Source organism: Bacillus sp. EB106-04-04-XG123, from assembly GCF_058791855.1.
Window position 1 is genome coordinate 561,140 of record NZ_JBYTDZ010000001.1, and the last position, 16,035, is coordinate 577,174.

Annotated in this window: 16 protein-coding genes and 2 riboswitches; of the genes, 6 read left to right on the forward strand and 10 right to left on the reverse strand. The window is 41.0% G+C overall.

Translation table 11 applies throughout. The annotated features are described in order from the left end of the window. Positions 1-221 precede the first annotated feature (221 nt). Both motA and motB read left to right on the forward strand, forming a co-directional pair. Complete coding sequence (gene motA / locus AC3WTB_RS02850) at positions 222-1,016, forward strand: flagellar motor stator protein MotA (protein ID WP_024424680.1); 795 nt, start codon at positions 222-224, stop codon at positions 1,014-1,016. Then, positions 1,009-1,779, forward strand: a complete 771-nt coding sequence (gene motB, locus AC3WTB_RS02855) for a flagellar motor protein MotB (protein WP_039178076.1) — start codon at positions 1,009-1,011, stop codon at positions 1,777-1,779. The genes motA and motB overlap by 8 nt, the downstream gene beginning before the upstream one ends. Positions 1,780-1,807: 28 nt before the next feature. On the opposite strand, the gene mhqR is transcribed toward motB, so the two are convergent. After that, positions 1,808-2,263, reverse strand: a complete 456-nt coding sequence (gene mhqR / locus AC3WTB_RS02860; protein WP_034281539.1) for a MarR family transcriptional regulator MhqR — start codon at positions 2,261-2,263, stop codon at positions 1,808-1,810. Between the two features lie 204 nt (positions 2,264-2,467). Between mhqR and kinD the strand changes: the two genes are divergently transcribed. Continuing rightward, complete coding sequence (gene kinD, locus AC3WTB_RS02865) at positions 2,468-3,973, forward strand: sporulation kinase KinD (protein ID WP_492333273.1); 1,506 nt, start codon at positions 2,468-2,470, stop codon at positions 3,971-3,973. Positions 3,974-4,019: 46 nt separating this feature from the next. Here kinD and AC3WTB_RS02870 read toward each other — a convergent pair whose 3' ends face one another. The 6 genes from AC3WTB_RS02870 to AC3WTB_RS02895 form a co-directional block, all read right to left on the reverse strand. Beyond that, positions 4,020-4,262: an aspartyl-phosphate phosphatase Spo0E family protein gene (locus AC3WTB_RS02870; RefSeq protein ID WP_039178071.1), complete on the reverse strand. Its 243-nt coding sequence runs from the start codon at positions 4,260-4,262 to the stop codon at positions 4,020-4,022. Positions 4,263-4,562: 300 nt separating this feature from the next. Beyond that, positions 4,563-5,093, reverse strand: a complete 531-nt coding sequence (locus tag AC3WTB_RS02875; RefSeq protein ID WP_024426834.1) for a 1,2-dihydroxy-3-keto-5-methylthiopentene dioxygenase — start codon at positions 5,091-5,093, stop codon at positions 4,563-4,565. Between the two features lie 16 nt (positions 5,094-5,109). After that, complete coding sequence (locus tag AC3WTB_RS02880; protein ID WP_059376919.1) at positions 5,110-5,748, reverse strand: methylthioribulose 1-phosphate dehydratase; 639 nt, start codon at positions 5,746-5,748, stop codon at positions 5,110-5,112. Continuing rightward, positions 5,712-6,407 carry a 2-hydroxy-3-keto-5-methylthiopentenyl-1-phosphate phosphatase gene (locus tag AC3WTB_RS02885; protein WP_492333274.1) on the reverse strand — a complete coding sequence of 232 codons (696 nt, stop codon included), beginning with the start codon at positions 6,405-6,407 and terminating at the stop codon, positions 5,712-5,714. Before AC3WTB_RS02885 ends, AC3WTB_RS02880 begins: the two co-directional genes overlap by 37 nt. Next, entirely contained in the window at positions 6,407-7,627 is a 1,221-nt protein-coding gene (gene mtnW / locus AC3WTB_RS02890) for a 2,3-diketo-5-methylthiopentyl-1-phosphate enolase (protein WP_268502099.1), read from the reverse strand. The genes AC3WTB_RS02885 and mtnW overlap by 1 nt, the downstream gene beginning before the upstream one ends. 102 nt (positions 7,628-7,729) lie before the next feature. Next, positions 7,730-7,831, reverse strand: a riboswitch (SAM riboswitch). 44 nt (positions 7,832-7,875) lie between these two features. Beyond that, on the reverse strand, positions 7,876-9,066 hold the full coding sequence (locus AC3WTB_RS02895) for a pyridoxal phosphate-dependent aminotransferase (RefSeq protein ID WP_492333275.1): 1,191 nt from the start codon (positions 9,064-9,066) through the stop codon (positions 7,876-7,878). A gap of 164 nt (positions 9,067-9,230) precedes the next feature. Then, a riboswitch (SAM riboswitch) is annotated at positions 9,231-9,388 on the forward strand. A gap of 80 nt (positions 9,389-9,468) precedes the next feature. Between AC3WTB_RS02895 and mtnK the strand changes: the two genes are divergently transcribed. Together mtnK and mtnA are read left to right on the forward strand one after the other, a co-directional pair. Beyond that, positions 9,469-10,662 (forward strand): S-methyl-5-thioribose kinase, encoded by a 1,194-nt coding sequence (mtnK, locus tag AC3WTB_RS02900; RefSeq protein WP_330545004.1) that lies wholly within the window; start codon positions 9,469-9,471, stop codon positions 10,660-10,662. A 6-nt stretch (positions 10,663-10,668) separates the two neighbouring features. Continuing rightward, a complete protein-coding gene (mtnA, locus tag AC3WTB_RS02905; protein WP_059376918.1) occupies positions 10,669-11,730 on the forward strand; it encodes an S-methyl-5-thioribose-1-phosphate isomerase in 1,062 nt (353 codons plus the stop codon). A 24-nt stretch (positions 11,731-11,754) separates the two neighbouring features. Here the strand turns inward: mtnA and AC3WTB_RS02910 are convergent, their stop codons facing one another. From AC3WTB_RS02910 to AC3WTB_RS02920, 3 genes are all read right to left on the reverse strand, one after another. Further along, a complete protein-coding gene (locus AC3WTB_RS02910) occupies positions 11,755-11,892 on the reverse strand; it encodes a hypothetical protein (protein WP_162860203.1) in 138 nt (45 codons plus the stop codon). 89 nt (positions 11,893-11,981) lie between these two features. Beyond that, complete coding sequence (locus AC3WTB_RS02915) at positions 11,982-12,473, reverse strand: methylated-DNA--[protein]-cysteine S-methyltransferase (RefSeq protein ID WP_492333276.1); 492 nt, start codon at positions 12,471-12,473, stop codon at positions 11,982-11,984. 1 nt (position 12,474) lies between these two features. After that, positions 12,475-14,685 (reverse strand): PAS domain S-box protein, encoded by a 2,211-nt coding sequence (locus AC3WTB_RS02920; RefSeq protein WP_492333277.1) that lies wholly within the window; start codon positions 14,683-14,685, stop codon positions 12,475-12,477. Positions 14,686-14,978: 293 nt separating this feature from the next. On the opposite strand from AC3WTB_RS02920, the gene AC3WTB_RS02925 reads away from it, so the two are divergent. Next, on the forward strand, positions 14,979-15,998 hold the full coding sequence (locus AC3WTB_RS02925; RefSeq protein WP_492333278.1) for an acyltransferase family protein: 1,020 nt from the start codon (positions 14,979-14,981) through the stop codon (positions 15,996-15,998). Positions 15,999-16,035: the final 37 nt, after the last annotated feature.

Genomic DNA, 16,035 nt, shown 5'->3' on the forward strand with positions numbered 1-16,035 from the left:
AGAAAAATTAAAAGAGCTGCTTCATTTAGATGAACCAGCACAAAATGATTAAATGGAGACTCCCTTTATATGAGGGAGTTTCTTCTTTTTACATATACAGAAAGCGCTTTCGTCAAAAATTCTTCACAGAAACTGTCTTAATTTTATATTCTGACTAAAACCCTTCTGGAACACACCGATATTAACTATAGAAAAAGATAGTTAAAGGATTTGGTGAGATAATGGACAAAACATCGTTAATTGGTATTATTTTAGCATTTATTGCACTAGGTGTCGGTATGGTTTTGAAAGGTGTGAGTCTAACTGCTCTTCTCAACCCGGCGGCTATATTAATCATCATTGTTGGGACGGTTGCAGCTGTTGTCATCGCATTCCCTTCTAGTGAAATTAAGAAAACACCAAAATTGTTCGGCAAAATTTTCAAAGACAGCCAGCTTCCAACGATTCAAGAAATGATCCCTCTATTTTCAAACTGGGCACAAATTGCGCGTCGTGAAGGTCTTTTGGCATTAGAAGCAAGTCTTGAGGAAGTCGATGATGATTTTCTAAAGAACGGGTTAAGCATGGCAGTTGACGGCCAAAGTGCTGAATTTATTCGAGACGTCTTAACAGAAGAAGTTGACGCCATGTCTGAACGACATCAGTCAGGCGCATTAATCTTTACACAAGCTGGTACATACGCTCCGACACTAGGGGTACTTGGCGCCGTTGTCGGACTTATTGCAGCACTTGCCAACATGGGAGATATTGAAGCACTTGGACATGCAATCAGTGCTGCCTTTGTCGCCACACTGCTTGGGATTTTTACCGGGTATGTATTATGGCACCCATTTGCCAACAAATTGAAGCGTAAATCAAAGGAAGAAGTAAAGCTTCGTCTGATTATGATCGAAGGCATTCTTTCTGTTCTTGAAGGTCAATCTCCAAAAGTCATTGAACAAAAACTTCTTATGTACTTACCAGCAAAAGAACGTGCAAATCTTGTCATTGAAGAAGGAGAAAATCAAAATGGCTAGGAAACGTAAAAACCATGATCATGAAGACCATGTAGATGAATCCTGGCTTATCCCTTATGCCGATCTTCTGACGCTTCTTCTCGCCCTCTTCATTGTGCTTTTTGCATCTAGTTCGATTGATGCGGCAAAATATGAACAGATGGCTAAGTCTTTTAATGTTGTTTTTACTGGCGGTACTGGTGTCATGGATCAATCCAGCATGCAAAGCACGGAAGAAACTGAACACAGCAACCAAGTCAAGAAAGCAGCCGAGGAAGAGAAAGATGAAGAAGCCAAAGCAAAGGCTCGAGACCAAGCGGTTCTCACAAAGGTCAAACAGCAGGTCGATTCATTCATTGCAAATAAAAAACTTGGTTCCAAGCTCGAAACAAAGCTTACGGATGAAGGACTTCTCATTACGATTGAGGACAGTATCTTCTTTGATTCTGGCCGGGCAGTTATTCGCTCTCAGGATGTCCCGTTAGCAAAAGAAATCTCAAAGCTGCTCGTCATTAATCCAGCTCGTGACATTGTCATTAGCGGACATACGGATAATGTACCGATCAGAAATTCAGAATTTGAATCAAACTGGTATTTAAGCGCCATTCGTGCTGTGAACTTTTTAAATATTCTTCTTGAAAACAGTAATCTAGATCAAGAGAACTTTAGTACAAAAGGATACGGCGAATTCAAACCGATTGCCTCAAACGATACAGCAGAAGGCAGAAGTAAAAACCGGCGTGTAGAAGTACTCATTTTACCGATTGAGAAAAAAGCGAAATAAAAAAGGAAGCCAGCGGCTTCCTTTTTATTTATTCTTGATGATCATATAAATGCTTTGCACGCAGCCCTACATGTTTGAGCATATCGATGCAGGCATCTTTCTCTTCTTCGCTCAGGACACTGATCATCTCATGAATTTCTTTCGCATGATCTGGGAAGATGTCATCAAGCAAAGCTCGTCCCTGCTTTGTAATATGCGCAAATGTCACCCTGCGGTCTTCTGCACAAGCCTTCCGGCTGAGGAGTTCTTTCTTCTCCAATTTATCGACCACATACGTGATGCTGCCGCTTGCAAGTAAAATCTTATCACCGATTTGCTGAAGCGGCTGATCACCTTTATGATACAGCAATTCTAGCACAGCAAATTCAGTTGGATTCAGCCCGTGCTTCACAATATGTTTGTTCATGTGATGATTAATTGAGCGATAGGCACGTGATAATACAATAAATAATTTTAATGATTTTTCGACATTATGATTTTCCATTTTTTATCATCCTTTATGAAATGCAACCCACTAATGTGACATTAATAAACAATAAGTAAAATGTCAACATTTTGATCCATCTTTAGCACGAAAATGAGACCAGAACGAATCACCTAATTTTTTAAAAATCACACAAGTCATCGTAATAAAGATAGGTTCAATGCTATAATAAGTCTATTAGGTAATACGTTGGAGCGATGAATGATGAGTATACTCAAAGGGTTTTGGAAGAAGATCAGGCTTTACCTTATTTTGGTCATGCTTCCAACCCTAATCATTAGTTATTTTATCTACGAAAAAGAAACTGAAAAAATCGATTTAAAGAACAAACAAACCGCTACACTTATGTTAAATATTCACAAAAACCAAATGAATTATTTAATAAGTGAAACAGAAGCGAGATTAACTTCCCTTGCCATGGGATTTGACCAGCCGCTTGAGACGAAAAAAGTACAAAACATCCTAGAGAAAATCTATAAACAAGAACCTCGTTTTTCAGGTCTGTATCTCCTAGACAAAAAAGGAAATGTAACAGCAAGCACCACCCCGTTAAAGGAAAAAATCAACCTATCATTCAGAGATTACTTTAAACGCATTCAAGTGACCAAGCAGACCGTGATCACAGACAACTATGTGAGCCGAATTACAAAACAGCGGATTCTCTCCATTTGCGTGCCTGTTCTCGATGAAAACGAAGAGGTCACAAATGTGCTGATTGCCGCCATTCAAATTGATTATTTAAGAAATATTATGAATGTATTGAACCCTGATCTTCATTTTAAGATGCTGAATCAAAATGGACATGTCGTGTTTACAAGCGGTCCACAGCCAGTACCCGAGGGCGGCAGCACCGTGTCTACATATTTAGATGAAAACAGCTGGAAGCTGGAGGTCTTTCCGCAGCGTGCTTCAACAAGTGAAGTGCTGTCTGTGATGCTCATCCCTTTATCCAGTGCGTTTATTTTATTAAATATTTTATTCACACTAGTCCAGTATATCGTGTTAAGGCGGCAAACTCAGCAGGAGCGTCATCAAAATGAAGCGCAAAAGCTTGAATTGATCGGAACACTCGCAGCAAGTACAGCACACGAAATTCGCAACCCATTAACTGGGATCAGCGGATTTATCCAGCTATTGCAAAAGAAGTATCATTCAGAAGAAGATCAGCTCTATTTTTCTGTCATCGAGGAAGAAATTAAACGGATCAACCAAATCGTCAGTGAATTTCTTGTATTAGGAAAACCAACGGCAGAAAAATGGCAGAATAACTCTGTAAAAGAAATTGTAAGTGAGATCATGCCGATCGTTTTCTCTGAGGCAAACCTTTATAATGTCGAAGTGGACTTGCAAATCAATACGATTCAAGATGTGGGCGTGTATTGCACGAAGGATCATATTAAACAAGTGGTTTTAAATGTAGCAAAGAACTCTTTAGAAGCAATGCCAAACGGCGGTCATTTGAAGATTGTGATCGAAGCTGAAAAAGAACATGTCATTATTAAAGTAGCGGATACAGGTGAAGGCATACCAGAAGAGATGTTAAAGCACATCTTCCTCCCCTTTATTACGTCGAAGGAAAAAGGCACGGGTCTTGGGCTTGTCGTGTGTAAACGAATCATTTCGATGTATGGCGGAACAATTGATATTCGTAGCGAAGTGAATAAAGGAACGACTGTTATGATCATGCTTCCTTCTGCTCACTCAGCATAGCTGAAGATGTCAGCCGGTTTTGCTTATGCAAGACCGGTTTTTCATGTCAATAAGAGGGACGGTTCACAGATAAAAGACTCATTTGAGACACAAGATCATGAAAGGAGGGGGCAGATTGTTTCTCATGAAAAAGAAGATGCTGATACTCATTCATCAGGTTGTCCAGTTCTTGACTATATTTAATTGTCATCTCACCAGTGTACCCTTCCACTTGAGCAGCTTCTACCATCTGTTTTCTCTTCTCATCAATGGACATCAGCAATTGTTCTTTCCTTACATAAATATTCATGATCTCAGCTCCCGCAATGATTTCGACTGTCTATGCTCAAAATGATCCGACACCAAAATTATACTTTATTTGTAAATTAAATTAAATATGCTTATTTTATTTAATTTTTTACAGCCTAAAGACCTTTTACCCAATCAAATTTGGGGGTAAACTTCAAATTTGGACAGGACTGTCACATTGATTAAACAGAATTTTATCCTATACAGAAGATCAAAATCAACTATTTTCTTTCACATTTTATGTCTAATTTCCTAAAAAAAAGCTGATCTTCCGCCTCATGCGGAATGATCAGCTCTATCATTAAACCGTTTCTTCCTCGTAAATTGGCACCCAGCCCTCAGTTGTGACAAATATGCGAACTGCAACCACTTTGCGATCCTCTTGAAGTGTAAAGTAATGACGGATGTTTGGCGGAACAGAAATTAAATCACCTGGGTTCAATCTCACATCAAAAAAGACGCCATCCTTGCCTTGAATAGCAAAGATTCCGTGCCCGCTCACAATAAAGCGTACTTCATCATCTGTATGGTGATGCTCACGTTTAAAGTTTTGGAGCAGTTCATCAAGATTTGGCGTGGCATCAGATAATGAAATCACATCCTGCGCTTTGTACCCTCTTTTTTCAGAAATACTTTGAATTTCCTTTTGGAAAACAGTCAAAATCTCTTCCTTTTCCTCATCGGTTAAATCATACTTTTCTGATAAACGGTTTGGCAGCTTTTCAATATCCCAATGCTCATAAATAACCCCTTGGTTTTCTAAATATGATGCAACCTCTTGCTCGTTCTCAAGTAATGTGTTCTCTTCATTGTGAATCAAAATCGTCGCCATTTGCTTTTCCTCCTTTTTATCTTACAAGCTGCTGTTGATACAGCGCTAATTTTAAGTGATAGCTAAATAAAAACTCATATGCTTCTAATACTCGTTTTGCTTCAAAGGCTGTTTTTCCCCAGACCGTGATGCCGTGATTGCGAATGAGTACAGCACCAGATGACGCCTCTAGTGTCAGATGTTTGGCAAATTGCTCTGCAAGATGCGGAATATGAGCTGGATTTTCAATAATCGGAATCGACACTTCTGCATCCTCTTCCCAATAACCAAGCGCTTTGATGATTTCGTTGCCTTTAAAACGAATCTCTCCCTTATCCCCATACAGCTCTGACATCACATTATTATCAATGGTGTGGACATGGAGGCAGCAGCCTGCTTTCGTCCGTTCATACACGTACGTGTGAAGCAGTGTTTCAGCTGATGGTCTAAGCGTCTCGTTCGGATCATGGGGCTGGCCTGCCGCATTTACTAGCACAAAATCTTCGTTTGTTTCTTTTCGTTTATCTTTGCCGCTTGCCGTCACCAAAAACGTGATTGGATCATCCGACACCTTGATCGATAAATTACCGCTTGTTCCGAAAAACCAGTCTCTTTGGGCCAGTTCACGTTTAACGTCTGCTAGCTCCTGCCAGCGTTTGCTCTTTGCGTCTGCCATTCCTTCACTTCCTTTATTTGAACAAATTGCGCGTGTAGATCAATAAATGTGTCAAACTCCTTATGTACGAGCCCAAGCTCTTGACATTCATTGAGCAAGTAGTCGCGCGCGAACGTAAGATCTGCATGTTTCGCTGCCTCCACATCAGTCACTGAATCTCCGATCATGATGATGAAATCATCCTCATGAGTCAGGTTTCGAATGATTGAGGGCTTGCAGCATCCGCATCCATTTTGACATTGCGTATCGCAGGCATGCGGCCATTCAATCTGAATATGCTCTTCCCCAAATGATGCATGATTGCAATAAATATCGTCTCGATCGACAATGCCTTCGAGGATGGGGTAGACAAAAAAGTCCATCCCCCCACTAAGTACATAGAAAGGAATGTCTGCTTTTTTTACCTCATCCACAAATTGCTTAAATCCTTCTCGAATCTCTGTATCCTCTAAAATAAATGATTGAATGGCTTCCTTCTGATCACTTGTCAGTAATTGAAACATCTGCCCAACGCCTTCTTGAATGGTAATTTCCTTTGACAGGACACCATCCTTCAGTTTCGTCCATTCACTCGGTGCAAACTGTTTCATGATGCGGATGATATTATCATTTTTTGTAATTGTTCCATCAAAATCACAACACACAATTGGTTTTTTCATTATTCTGCTACCCTTCCCCAAAGATCAAGTGCCGCTTTTAAGTCTTGGCAGGAAGCCGCCTTATCTTGGATAGACTCTTCATGTATCACGGCATCAATGATCGAACGAAATGCCTTCCCTCCGCCGATGGCTCCCCGCGGATGTCCGTGAATGCCTCCGCCTGCGTTAATCACATGATCAATTCCAAAATCTTTGATCAATACTGGAACCATTCCTGGATGAATGCCTGCTGACGGGACAGGGAATGTTTTTTGAACCGTATCCTCTTTCACGCAAGCTTCATAGATTCCAAGGGCATCCTTTTTCGGAAGTGCAACCGATCCATAAGGTGAGGGAAAGAGGCTCAAATCAGCGCCAGCATATCGGTTTAATTTGCCTAAAAGAAGAGAATGCGAGAATCCATATTCAGGAGAGGATGTCAATGCACCACTCACTGCGGGATGCGCCATAATAGGCAGTGGAATATCTGGATCCTCAGCTAAGCTTTGCATGACATCAAGACCGTAAGCAAAGACATTGAATAAGAGCGCATCTGCTCCAAGTTCAGCGGCCTTTCTCGCTCGATCCCTCAGGTCAAAGGTTCTGCCCGTTAAATTGACAGCATACAGCGTGCGGTGTCCTGTCTCTTCATAGGTTTCTTTTAAAATCTCTTTTCCTTCTTTGATTCGCTCTTCAAAAGGAGCTAATGGACTTTCAAATAAAATTTCATCGTCTTTGATGAGGTCAACCCCGCCTAATGCCTGTAAACGGAGCTGCTCTTTTAAATCCTGCATATCACGGCCGATAACACCTTTAAAAATACTCATCAATAATGGACGATCAAATACATTTACCTTATTTCGTATGCCATCAATTCCAAATACCGGTCCTGGCAGGCTTTTTTTAAATTCTTCAGAAAATTGGATATCGACTAGCTTCACTTTTCCGTCTAGTGAAAGCTTTCCAAAAATTGTCGTGAAAACAGCTGGTAAATCTGCTGAAAAGTTTGCCTCAGGATAAGCAATGGTCACCTCTGATTGATAAAGACCATTTTCGGCTGGAGCAGCCTTTTCTAATACTTTTTCAACTCGGCCTTTATGCTTTTGAAGCTGCTCCTTTTTGAGCTGCGGCAAATCCGTCCATGATCCAACTGTTAAACCAAGCGCGATCTGCTCCGCTTTTCGATTTATTTGTTCATCCTCTCGATGTGTTAATACGTATGTTGCCAGTAATTCACTCACTAGGAATCCCCTTTCGATTGCATCATGCATATGTTCAATAAAAAAACCTCTTCAAGTGCTTCTTGAGCGCCTTAAAGAGGTTGTTTCGTGTCATTCTTCCGAATCTTATCTCTCAGCGCTTGCTGCAAGAATTAGCACCGTGCTTCATGGAAGTCGGTTGCCGGGCTTCATTGGGCTAGTCCCTCTGCCTACTCTTGATAAGAATATTCAATTTTCTTAAATATTGCCTGAATTATCGCACCATTTTTTTATGTTGTCAATGGCTTTTTTTCAAACAGCTTCAAGGCAGCGATGCGCTGAGCAGCTTCTTGTAACCGCTCCTCGCTTGTAAGAAGCCCTACTCTCACGTACCCTTCACCGTGAGCACCAAAGCCGTTACCTGGCGCTACAACAACATGTGCTTTTTCTAATAATAAATCAGAAAAGGCTTCAGATGTATATCCTTCTGGCACCTTTAACCAAGCAAAAAATGATCCCTTTGGTGCACTGACTTCCCAGCCAATTTCTTTGCAGGCAGCTATCCACACATTCCGCCTTTTCTCATATCGGTCATTTTGCACCCGTACGCATGTTTGATCGCTTAATAGGGCTTCCGCTGCTGCATCCTGCGTGGCTTTAAACAACGAGACAAACAAATGATCCTGATAAAGCTCAATCGCTTCAATAACAGACGGATTCCCTGCTGCAAATCCTACTCTCCACCCTGCCATATTGTACGTTTTAGACAATGTGTAAATTTCTATTCCCGTCTCTTTCGCTCCATCTACTTGCAGAAAGCTGATCGGCTTTTCCCCATCAAATCCAATGCCGCCATATGCAAAATCATGGACAACACAAAGCTTGTGATCTTTCGCAAATGTAACGGTTTCTTTAAAAAATGAACGGCTTGCCGTAGCCCCCGTCGGATTGTTGGGGTAATTTAAATACATTAATTTTGCCTTTTTCTTATCATCCTCAGGCAGCAAATCGTAGTCAGGTAAAAAATCATTTTTTTCAAGAAGTGGCATGGTCACCATATGAGCTCCAGCAAGTACAGCACCTGACCAATAATCAGGATAACCTGGGTCAGGGACGAGAAGCGTATCACCCGGATTCAGCAGACATTGAGGCAGCTCAACAAGCCCTGCTTTCCCGCCAAATAAAATCGCAATTTCCGTCTTTGGATCAAGCGTAACGCCATATTCTCTTTCATAAAAAGCGGCAGCGGCCTTTTTTAATTTCGCTGTTCCACGGAATGAGGAGTATTGATGATTTTCAGGTTTTGCTACCGCTTCCTGCATGGCTTTTACAATGTGGGGAGGAGTTGGCTGATCAGGATTTCCCTGCCCCAAATTAATGATATCTGCCCCTTCCTGCACTTTTTTCTGCACCTTTTGGACAAGGGACGCAAAAAATTGTTTCGGTAATTGTTTCAACACATCTGATTGCTGGAATTCCATTTCTTCACCTTCTATTCAAGTTACGTAACAATACAATCACTGTAATGGATTGTTTTATGAATTGTAAAGCAATTTTGAAAAAAGATTGACATGTAAAGCGCAGCTCTGATAATATCTTGAATTAAGAAATGCAAACAGACACGAAACAATTACATATTGATTTCTCTTATCGAGAGTTGGGCGAGGGATTTGGCCTTTTGACCCCAACAGCAACCGACCGTTAATACCACTGTGAAGTGGGGCGCAGCAAGTAACGCGCCAAGACAATTGTCTTATAGGGCACGGTGCTAATTCCATCAGACGCATGTGCTGAGAGATAAGAGAGGCTTTGAGCATACACACCATCAAGCCTCTTTCTCTCAGGAGAAAGAGGCTTTTTTATATGATTTGGAGGGGAAGCAATTGGTTACACTTACGGCATCATATGAAGAACTAACAGAAAGCTCGGCAGTTGCACTCGCAATTAGACTTGGCTTAATCCAAGAAAGCAGTCATTTGACTTGTACTGAAATCGGCGACGGGAATTTAAATTACGTCTTTCATATTTATGATCACAAACAAGAAAAAGGATTGATCATCAAGCAGGCGCTGCCTTATGCAAAGGTGGTTGGTGAGAGCTGGCCTCTTACATTAGACCGGGCAAGAATTGAAAGTGCTGCCCTGATCAAACAGTCAGAATATGCGCCGCATCTCGTACCAGCGGTCTATTACTCGGATACAGCTCTTGCAGTGACAGCCATGGAGGATCTCTCACACTTAGAAATCGTCAGAAAAGGGCTAATTGCCGGAAAACAATATCCGCATTTATCTGATCATGTTGGAGAATTTTTAGGAAAAACACTTTTTTACACATCTGACTTTGCGACAAATCCTAAAATCAAAAAACAATTTGTGAAGCAATTTACGAACCCTGACCTGTGTGATATCACAGAAAAACTCGTCTTCACAGACCCTTTCTTTGATAGTGAAACAAATGACTTCGAAGAAGAATTAAGAGAATCAGCAGAAGCGCTTTGGGCAGATCTTGAGCTGCAAGCCAAAGCAGCAGAATTGAAGCGTATCTTCCTGACATCAGCTGAAACATTGGTTCATGGAGATCTTCATACAGGCAGTATTTTTGCAAATGAGACTGAAACGAAAATCATTGATCCAGAATTCGCGTTTTACGGTCCCTTTGGATTCGATATCGGCCACTTTATCGCCAATCTGTTCCTGAATGCTTTATCTCGCGAGAATGAACACGAGCAGCAGCACCTTTTTGACCATGTCGTCAATGTATGGTCAACATTCAAAGAAGTGTTCACAAAAGCTTGGAAAGAGGACAGCATTGAAGCATTTAGTGTATCGGACAGCTTTTTAGAAACAACGTTTGACCGGATTTTAAAAGAAGCGACAGGCTTTGCCGGCTGTGAGCTTGTCCGCCGAACAATTGGTCTTGCTCATGCCGCTGATCTTGATGCGATTCCATCTCCAACTAGACGGATTCAGCAGAAAAAAGCAGCACTGACACTTGGAAAAACATTTATCAAACAATATCATGCAGTGGAAACAGCGTCTGACCTCGTCGCATTATTCCAGCCATCTGTAAAGGAGTGACGGGTTTTGTCAAAAGAATTTGAAGTCCCCCGTTCTGTCGAATGGGAAGAAAACCGTATTCACATTTTAAATCAGCAAAAATTACCGGCCGAAACCGTCTTTGAGCATTTATATACGAAAGAAGATGTGTATGATGCAATTGTGACATTAAAAGTACGCGGAGCGCCTGCGATTGGCATTACAGCAGCATTTGGACTGGCACTTAGTGCGCAAGCCATTGAGACAGAAGAAATCGATGTTTTTAAACAAGAAGTGATTCGAATCAAAGAATATTTAAACAGTGCTCGTCCAACCGCTGTGAACCTCGCCTGGGCATTAGACCGGCTGCTGCAGCGCATTCAGCGTGCAGCATCAGTGAATGCAGCTAAAACTGATCTTGTCCATGAAGCCATTCAAATTCAAATTGAAGATGAAGAAACATGCAGACAAATCGGTCAAAATGCACTCCAGCTCTTTAAATCAGGTGACCGTATCATGACCATTTGTAATGCAGGCTCCATCGCAACGAGCCGGTACGGAACAGCCCTTGCTCCTTTTTATTTAGCCAAAAAGAAAAATCTTGACCTTCACATTTATGCATGTGAAACACGCCCTGTTCTTCAAGGCGCTCGTCTGACAACATGGGAGCTCATGCAAGGCGGCGTGGATGTGACACTCATTACAGATAACATGGCCGCCCATACGATGAAAGAAAAGCAAATTTCTGCTGTCATTGTTGGAGCTGACCGTATCGCCCGTAATGGAGATACAGCGAATAAGATTGGAACGTTAGGTCTTGCCGTTCTAGCCAAACATTTTCACATTCCGTTTTTTGTAGCAGCACCGCTTTCAACCTTTGATGTATCCACCCGTGACGGGTCAGATATTCCAATTGAAGAACGCGACCCGCTGGAAGTAAAGGAATTAAACGGTGTCCCCATTGCACCGCCCGATGTTCAAGTATTCAATCCCGCCTTTGATGTCACTCCTCATCATCTTATTTCAGGCATCATTACAGAAAAGGGAATTATCACATCGAACTATGCAGAAGAGATTGATGCTCTTTTCGCCGAAAGCATCTCCCAATGATCGTAAAAAAGCGCCGTGTTCTTGTCATTTAAGAGCACCGCGCTTTTTTGTTTCTTGATTCGTTTTTGTTAAGATTTCTTTTTTCTGTTCTTCCGTCAAGACGTTCATTTTGACACATAGTGACGTAACGGCATACATTTTACCTTTTTTGCCCCAAAACATGCCAGCGCCCTCCTTTTTCCCTCAACCAACTTTTTTAGCTTAATAAAAGGATATGTCGCTTAGGAAAAATTCGGAACAGGTCAATCGATTTATTTTTGAACAAATGGGATGCCTTCTAATTCAAGGAGGACCGCTTTCATGTCTGTCTTCGATCCTGCATAGCCCGTCAGAGACCGGTCTTTTCCAATCACCCTGTGACACGGAATAAAAATAGGTAATGCATTTCGTCTGTTAGCTTGTCCGATGGCTCTTACAGCCTTGGGATTGCCTATCGCTTCTGCAATGTCTGCATAGCTTTTTGATTCACCATATGGAATGGTCGACAATGCTCCCCACACCTGCTCTTGGAACGGAGAACCTGTTTGCTTGAGCGGGAGATCGAATACTTGACGCTCTCCCTTGAAATATTCATCTAGCTGCTTTTTCGCTTCTTGTAAGACAGGCGTATCTGCTTGGTTTAGATTCATTGCCTGCTTTTTTGCTAAAAACGGCTCATCATCAAACATCACCTCGATGATGGCACCGTCCTTTTCTAGTATGTATAATGCCCCGATGGGTGCGTGATAGACGGTATAATACACGTTACTGCTCTCCTTCTTGTTTCTGCTGCCTTAGTGGAAGCGTGAGATGGAAGACGGTTCCTACGCCTTCCTCACTTTCTACCTCAATGGTTCCTTGATGCTCTTCAATAATTTTATAACTAACCATTAACCCAAGTCCAGTTCCTCTTTCTTTCGTTGTATAAAAAGGCTCACCTAGACGCTTTAGCTTATCCTCCGCCATTCCGCAGCCTTCATCACGCAAGGAAATGACAATATGCTCCTCGCCCTTTCGCTGAATGCTCACATAGACATTTCCTTTGCGCGGCATGACTTCAATTGCATTTTTTAAAATGTTAATAAAGACCTGCTTTAATTGGTTTTGTTCACAATATATCAGTGGTATCTCGTCCAGCACATTGAGATGCATTTGAACATTGCCAAGATTCGCTTGTGCGTGCAGGAGATCCATCGTATCCTTCACAATTTGCACCACATTTTTCTCTTCATATACAATGGCTTGCGGTTTCGCTAAAATCAAAAATTCGGTGATGATGGATTCAATTCTTTTCAGCTCTGATGTGATGACATTAAAATAGAGCGAATACTCCCCTTCTATATTTCCTTTTAACAGCTGAATGAATCCTTTTAAGGCTGTCATCGGGTTTCTAATTTCATGAGCAATTCCAGCAGCAAGCTCTCCGACCACATGAAGGGTATCTGATTTTCTCACCCGCTCTTCTAGTTCCTTCCGCTCTGTCACATCTCTAAAGATCGCCAAATTCATATTATGGATAATGTTGCGTTTAAAAGAGAATTCCAGTATACGCTGATCTGGATGGTTCAGTACAAATGGAACCTCATTGTCCATTTCATCTAATGACATCGCCTCGGCTGGTTGAGCCAAATTTTCAATTTGATAAGGGGCAAGGATGTGGAAAAGATTCATTTCTGTTAAATGATCGTCCTTCAATTGAAGCAGCTCGCTTGCAGATGGATTGACTTCAATGATTCGGTATTGATTATCAAAAAGAACAATGCCGTCCATTGACCCATTAAATACTTTACGGAATTTGAGCTCACTTTCGCGCAGCTCCTGCTCCATTCTTTTTCGATCACTTACATTACGTAAAATGGTTAAGTGCTGTCCTTCTAATACCGCATACTTTGATGTAAACTCAAGCTCTTTATACTGCCCATTTGCCATTTTGAACAATAGCTCTTCCCTTATTTCATGATTGCGGATATAACGTCTTCTTGTTGGTCTATATCTCTTATCAGATTTGACGAGAAAGTCGGTGAGCTTTTTGCCAATCAGCGAGTGCATCGGTAATTCAAAAATTCGGCAGGCTGATTCATTGGCTCTCACAATCTCTCCATCGTCCGCCCATATAATGATGGCATCCATTGCATTTTCGAAAATTTCTCTAAAGCGTTCTTCACTTTTTAACAGCTTCTCTTCCATTAGCCTTTTTTCTGTAATATCCCGCATGATGGACATATAAAAACCACTCATCACATTTGATGTAATGGTGAGTTCGAATAATTTTTGCTGGCCAGATTGAAGGGTAACAGGAAGCTCCCCTTTTGCTTTCCCTGTTTCTTTAAGTGACGTTAAAAGATGCTGCAAAGCTGGAAGATTATCGCCTTCGACAAATTCATGTAAATAGCGATCGGTTAAATCCGTCTTTTGCAGTTCAAAGCTCTGACAAAAAGAATGATTCGCATCAATCATGCAGCCATCCTGATCAAATATGACCATCCCGTCAATGGCTCGGTCAAACAAATCTTTGAACAGCTGCTCATTCATGGAGCGTTCTCGTTCTAATATTTTCTTTGAAGAAATGTCTCGCATGACCACTATATATTGCTGATTCATCGTGTCATGCTCTGCGACAAATTCAATGTATTTTGTTTCGCCATTTTCCAGCTGAATGGAGATTTCTCTTTTTAACGTACCTTTTCGAAAAAATAGATCGAGTGAGCATTCAACTTTATCTTTCGGGATGCCGTATAGGAAATCTAGAACGGATTTATTGAGGAGGTCTTCTTTCGGTGTCTGAACAAGCCTGCATGTTGCTTCGTTGGCTTGGATGATGTTGAGGTGTTGATCAAATATAAAAATGGCATCTAGCGTCTTATTTAACAGCATTTTTTGCTGCATCAACTCAGTTCGCAAATATTCGTTCTCTTTTTCTAATTTTCTGATATCTCCTGCAGGGGTTAATCTATTGCCATCGAGCGTTTCAGTCATTCTCTTACACTCCTTTTCCAGCCTCATTCCTCTACAATATTTCTACAATATTTTCATTGTTCCTTCATTCGACTCATAAAAAAAGTTAACTTTTTACACGAAGACTGTCTCATTTATTTCATTTGGATGACAGGATTGTATAACAATTCACTTTTCTTACGCTTCTTTTACAACCGTTCTACAATTTCACATCAAATAGCGAATTAAGCGAAAATGTATTTTAGAATGGGGCAAATAAGGGAACAGTGCACTTAGAACATTTATGTTTGAAATCGAGCAGGAAAGGTGATGTTATGGCATCTTCACGAGATAGTTATTTTGATAATGCGAAATTCCTTCTGATTTTTCTAGTTGTTTTTGGTCATTTGTTACGATCATTCATTCACGATAATGACTGGATGCTCTATTTATACAAGTTTATTTATACCTTTCACATGCCCGCCTTTATTTTAGTTTCTGGCTTTTTTGCAAAAGGGTTTAGAAAACCGGGCTTTATGAAAAAAGTCGCCGTTAAGCTGATCATCCCATATTTAATCTTTCAGGTGATCTATTCGGTTTACTATTACCTATTACAGGATCAAAGCATGGCCAATTTAAATCCAATTGATCCGCAATGGTCCTTATGGTTTTTAATTAGTTTATTCTTTTGGAATTTGCTGCTCATTCCTTTTTCAAAACTGCCGTTCCACTGGGCGATGATCGTCAGTTTATCGATTGCATTACTTGTCGGTTATGTGGACAGCATCAGCAATACACTCAGCTTATCACGTACGTTTGTCTTTTTGCCTATGTTTTTAGCTGGATTCTATCTAAAAAAGCAGCATTTTGAATTCATTCGTACAAGCAAAGGAAAACTGGCAGCACTTTTTGTATTAATGGCTGTCTTCCTGTTTTGCTACTTCTATGAATTTGATTATTCCTTCTTATTTGGCTCAAAGTCGTATGCTTCTCTAGGAGATGAAGGAATGATTGCGGCGATGAAACGAATGGCATGGTATTTGCTTGCATTTGGTGCTACATTCAGCTTCTTTGCATTAGTTCCAACACGCCGTTTCTTCTTTACAAAATGGGGAACAAGAACGTTATATGTTTATTTATTACATGGCTTTGTGATCAAGCTGCTAAGAACCACTTGGTTTGATGACTGGGCGCTAAATGCAGCAAGTGTTCTCATTTTATTGCTGCTCACCATTCTGTTAACCTTTACCCTGTCTAGCACTTTTGTTAAAACCGTTGCACAGCCAGTGATTGAGCTCAAAATGAACAACTTCATACGAACGATCACCGGCAGGCAGGGGAGTTATATCAAATAAAAAACGATCCTTATTGGATCGTTTCAGATTGTTGACA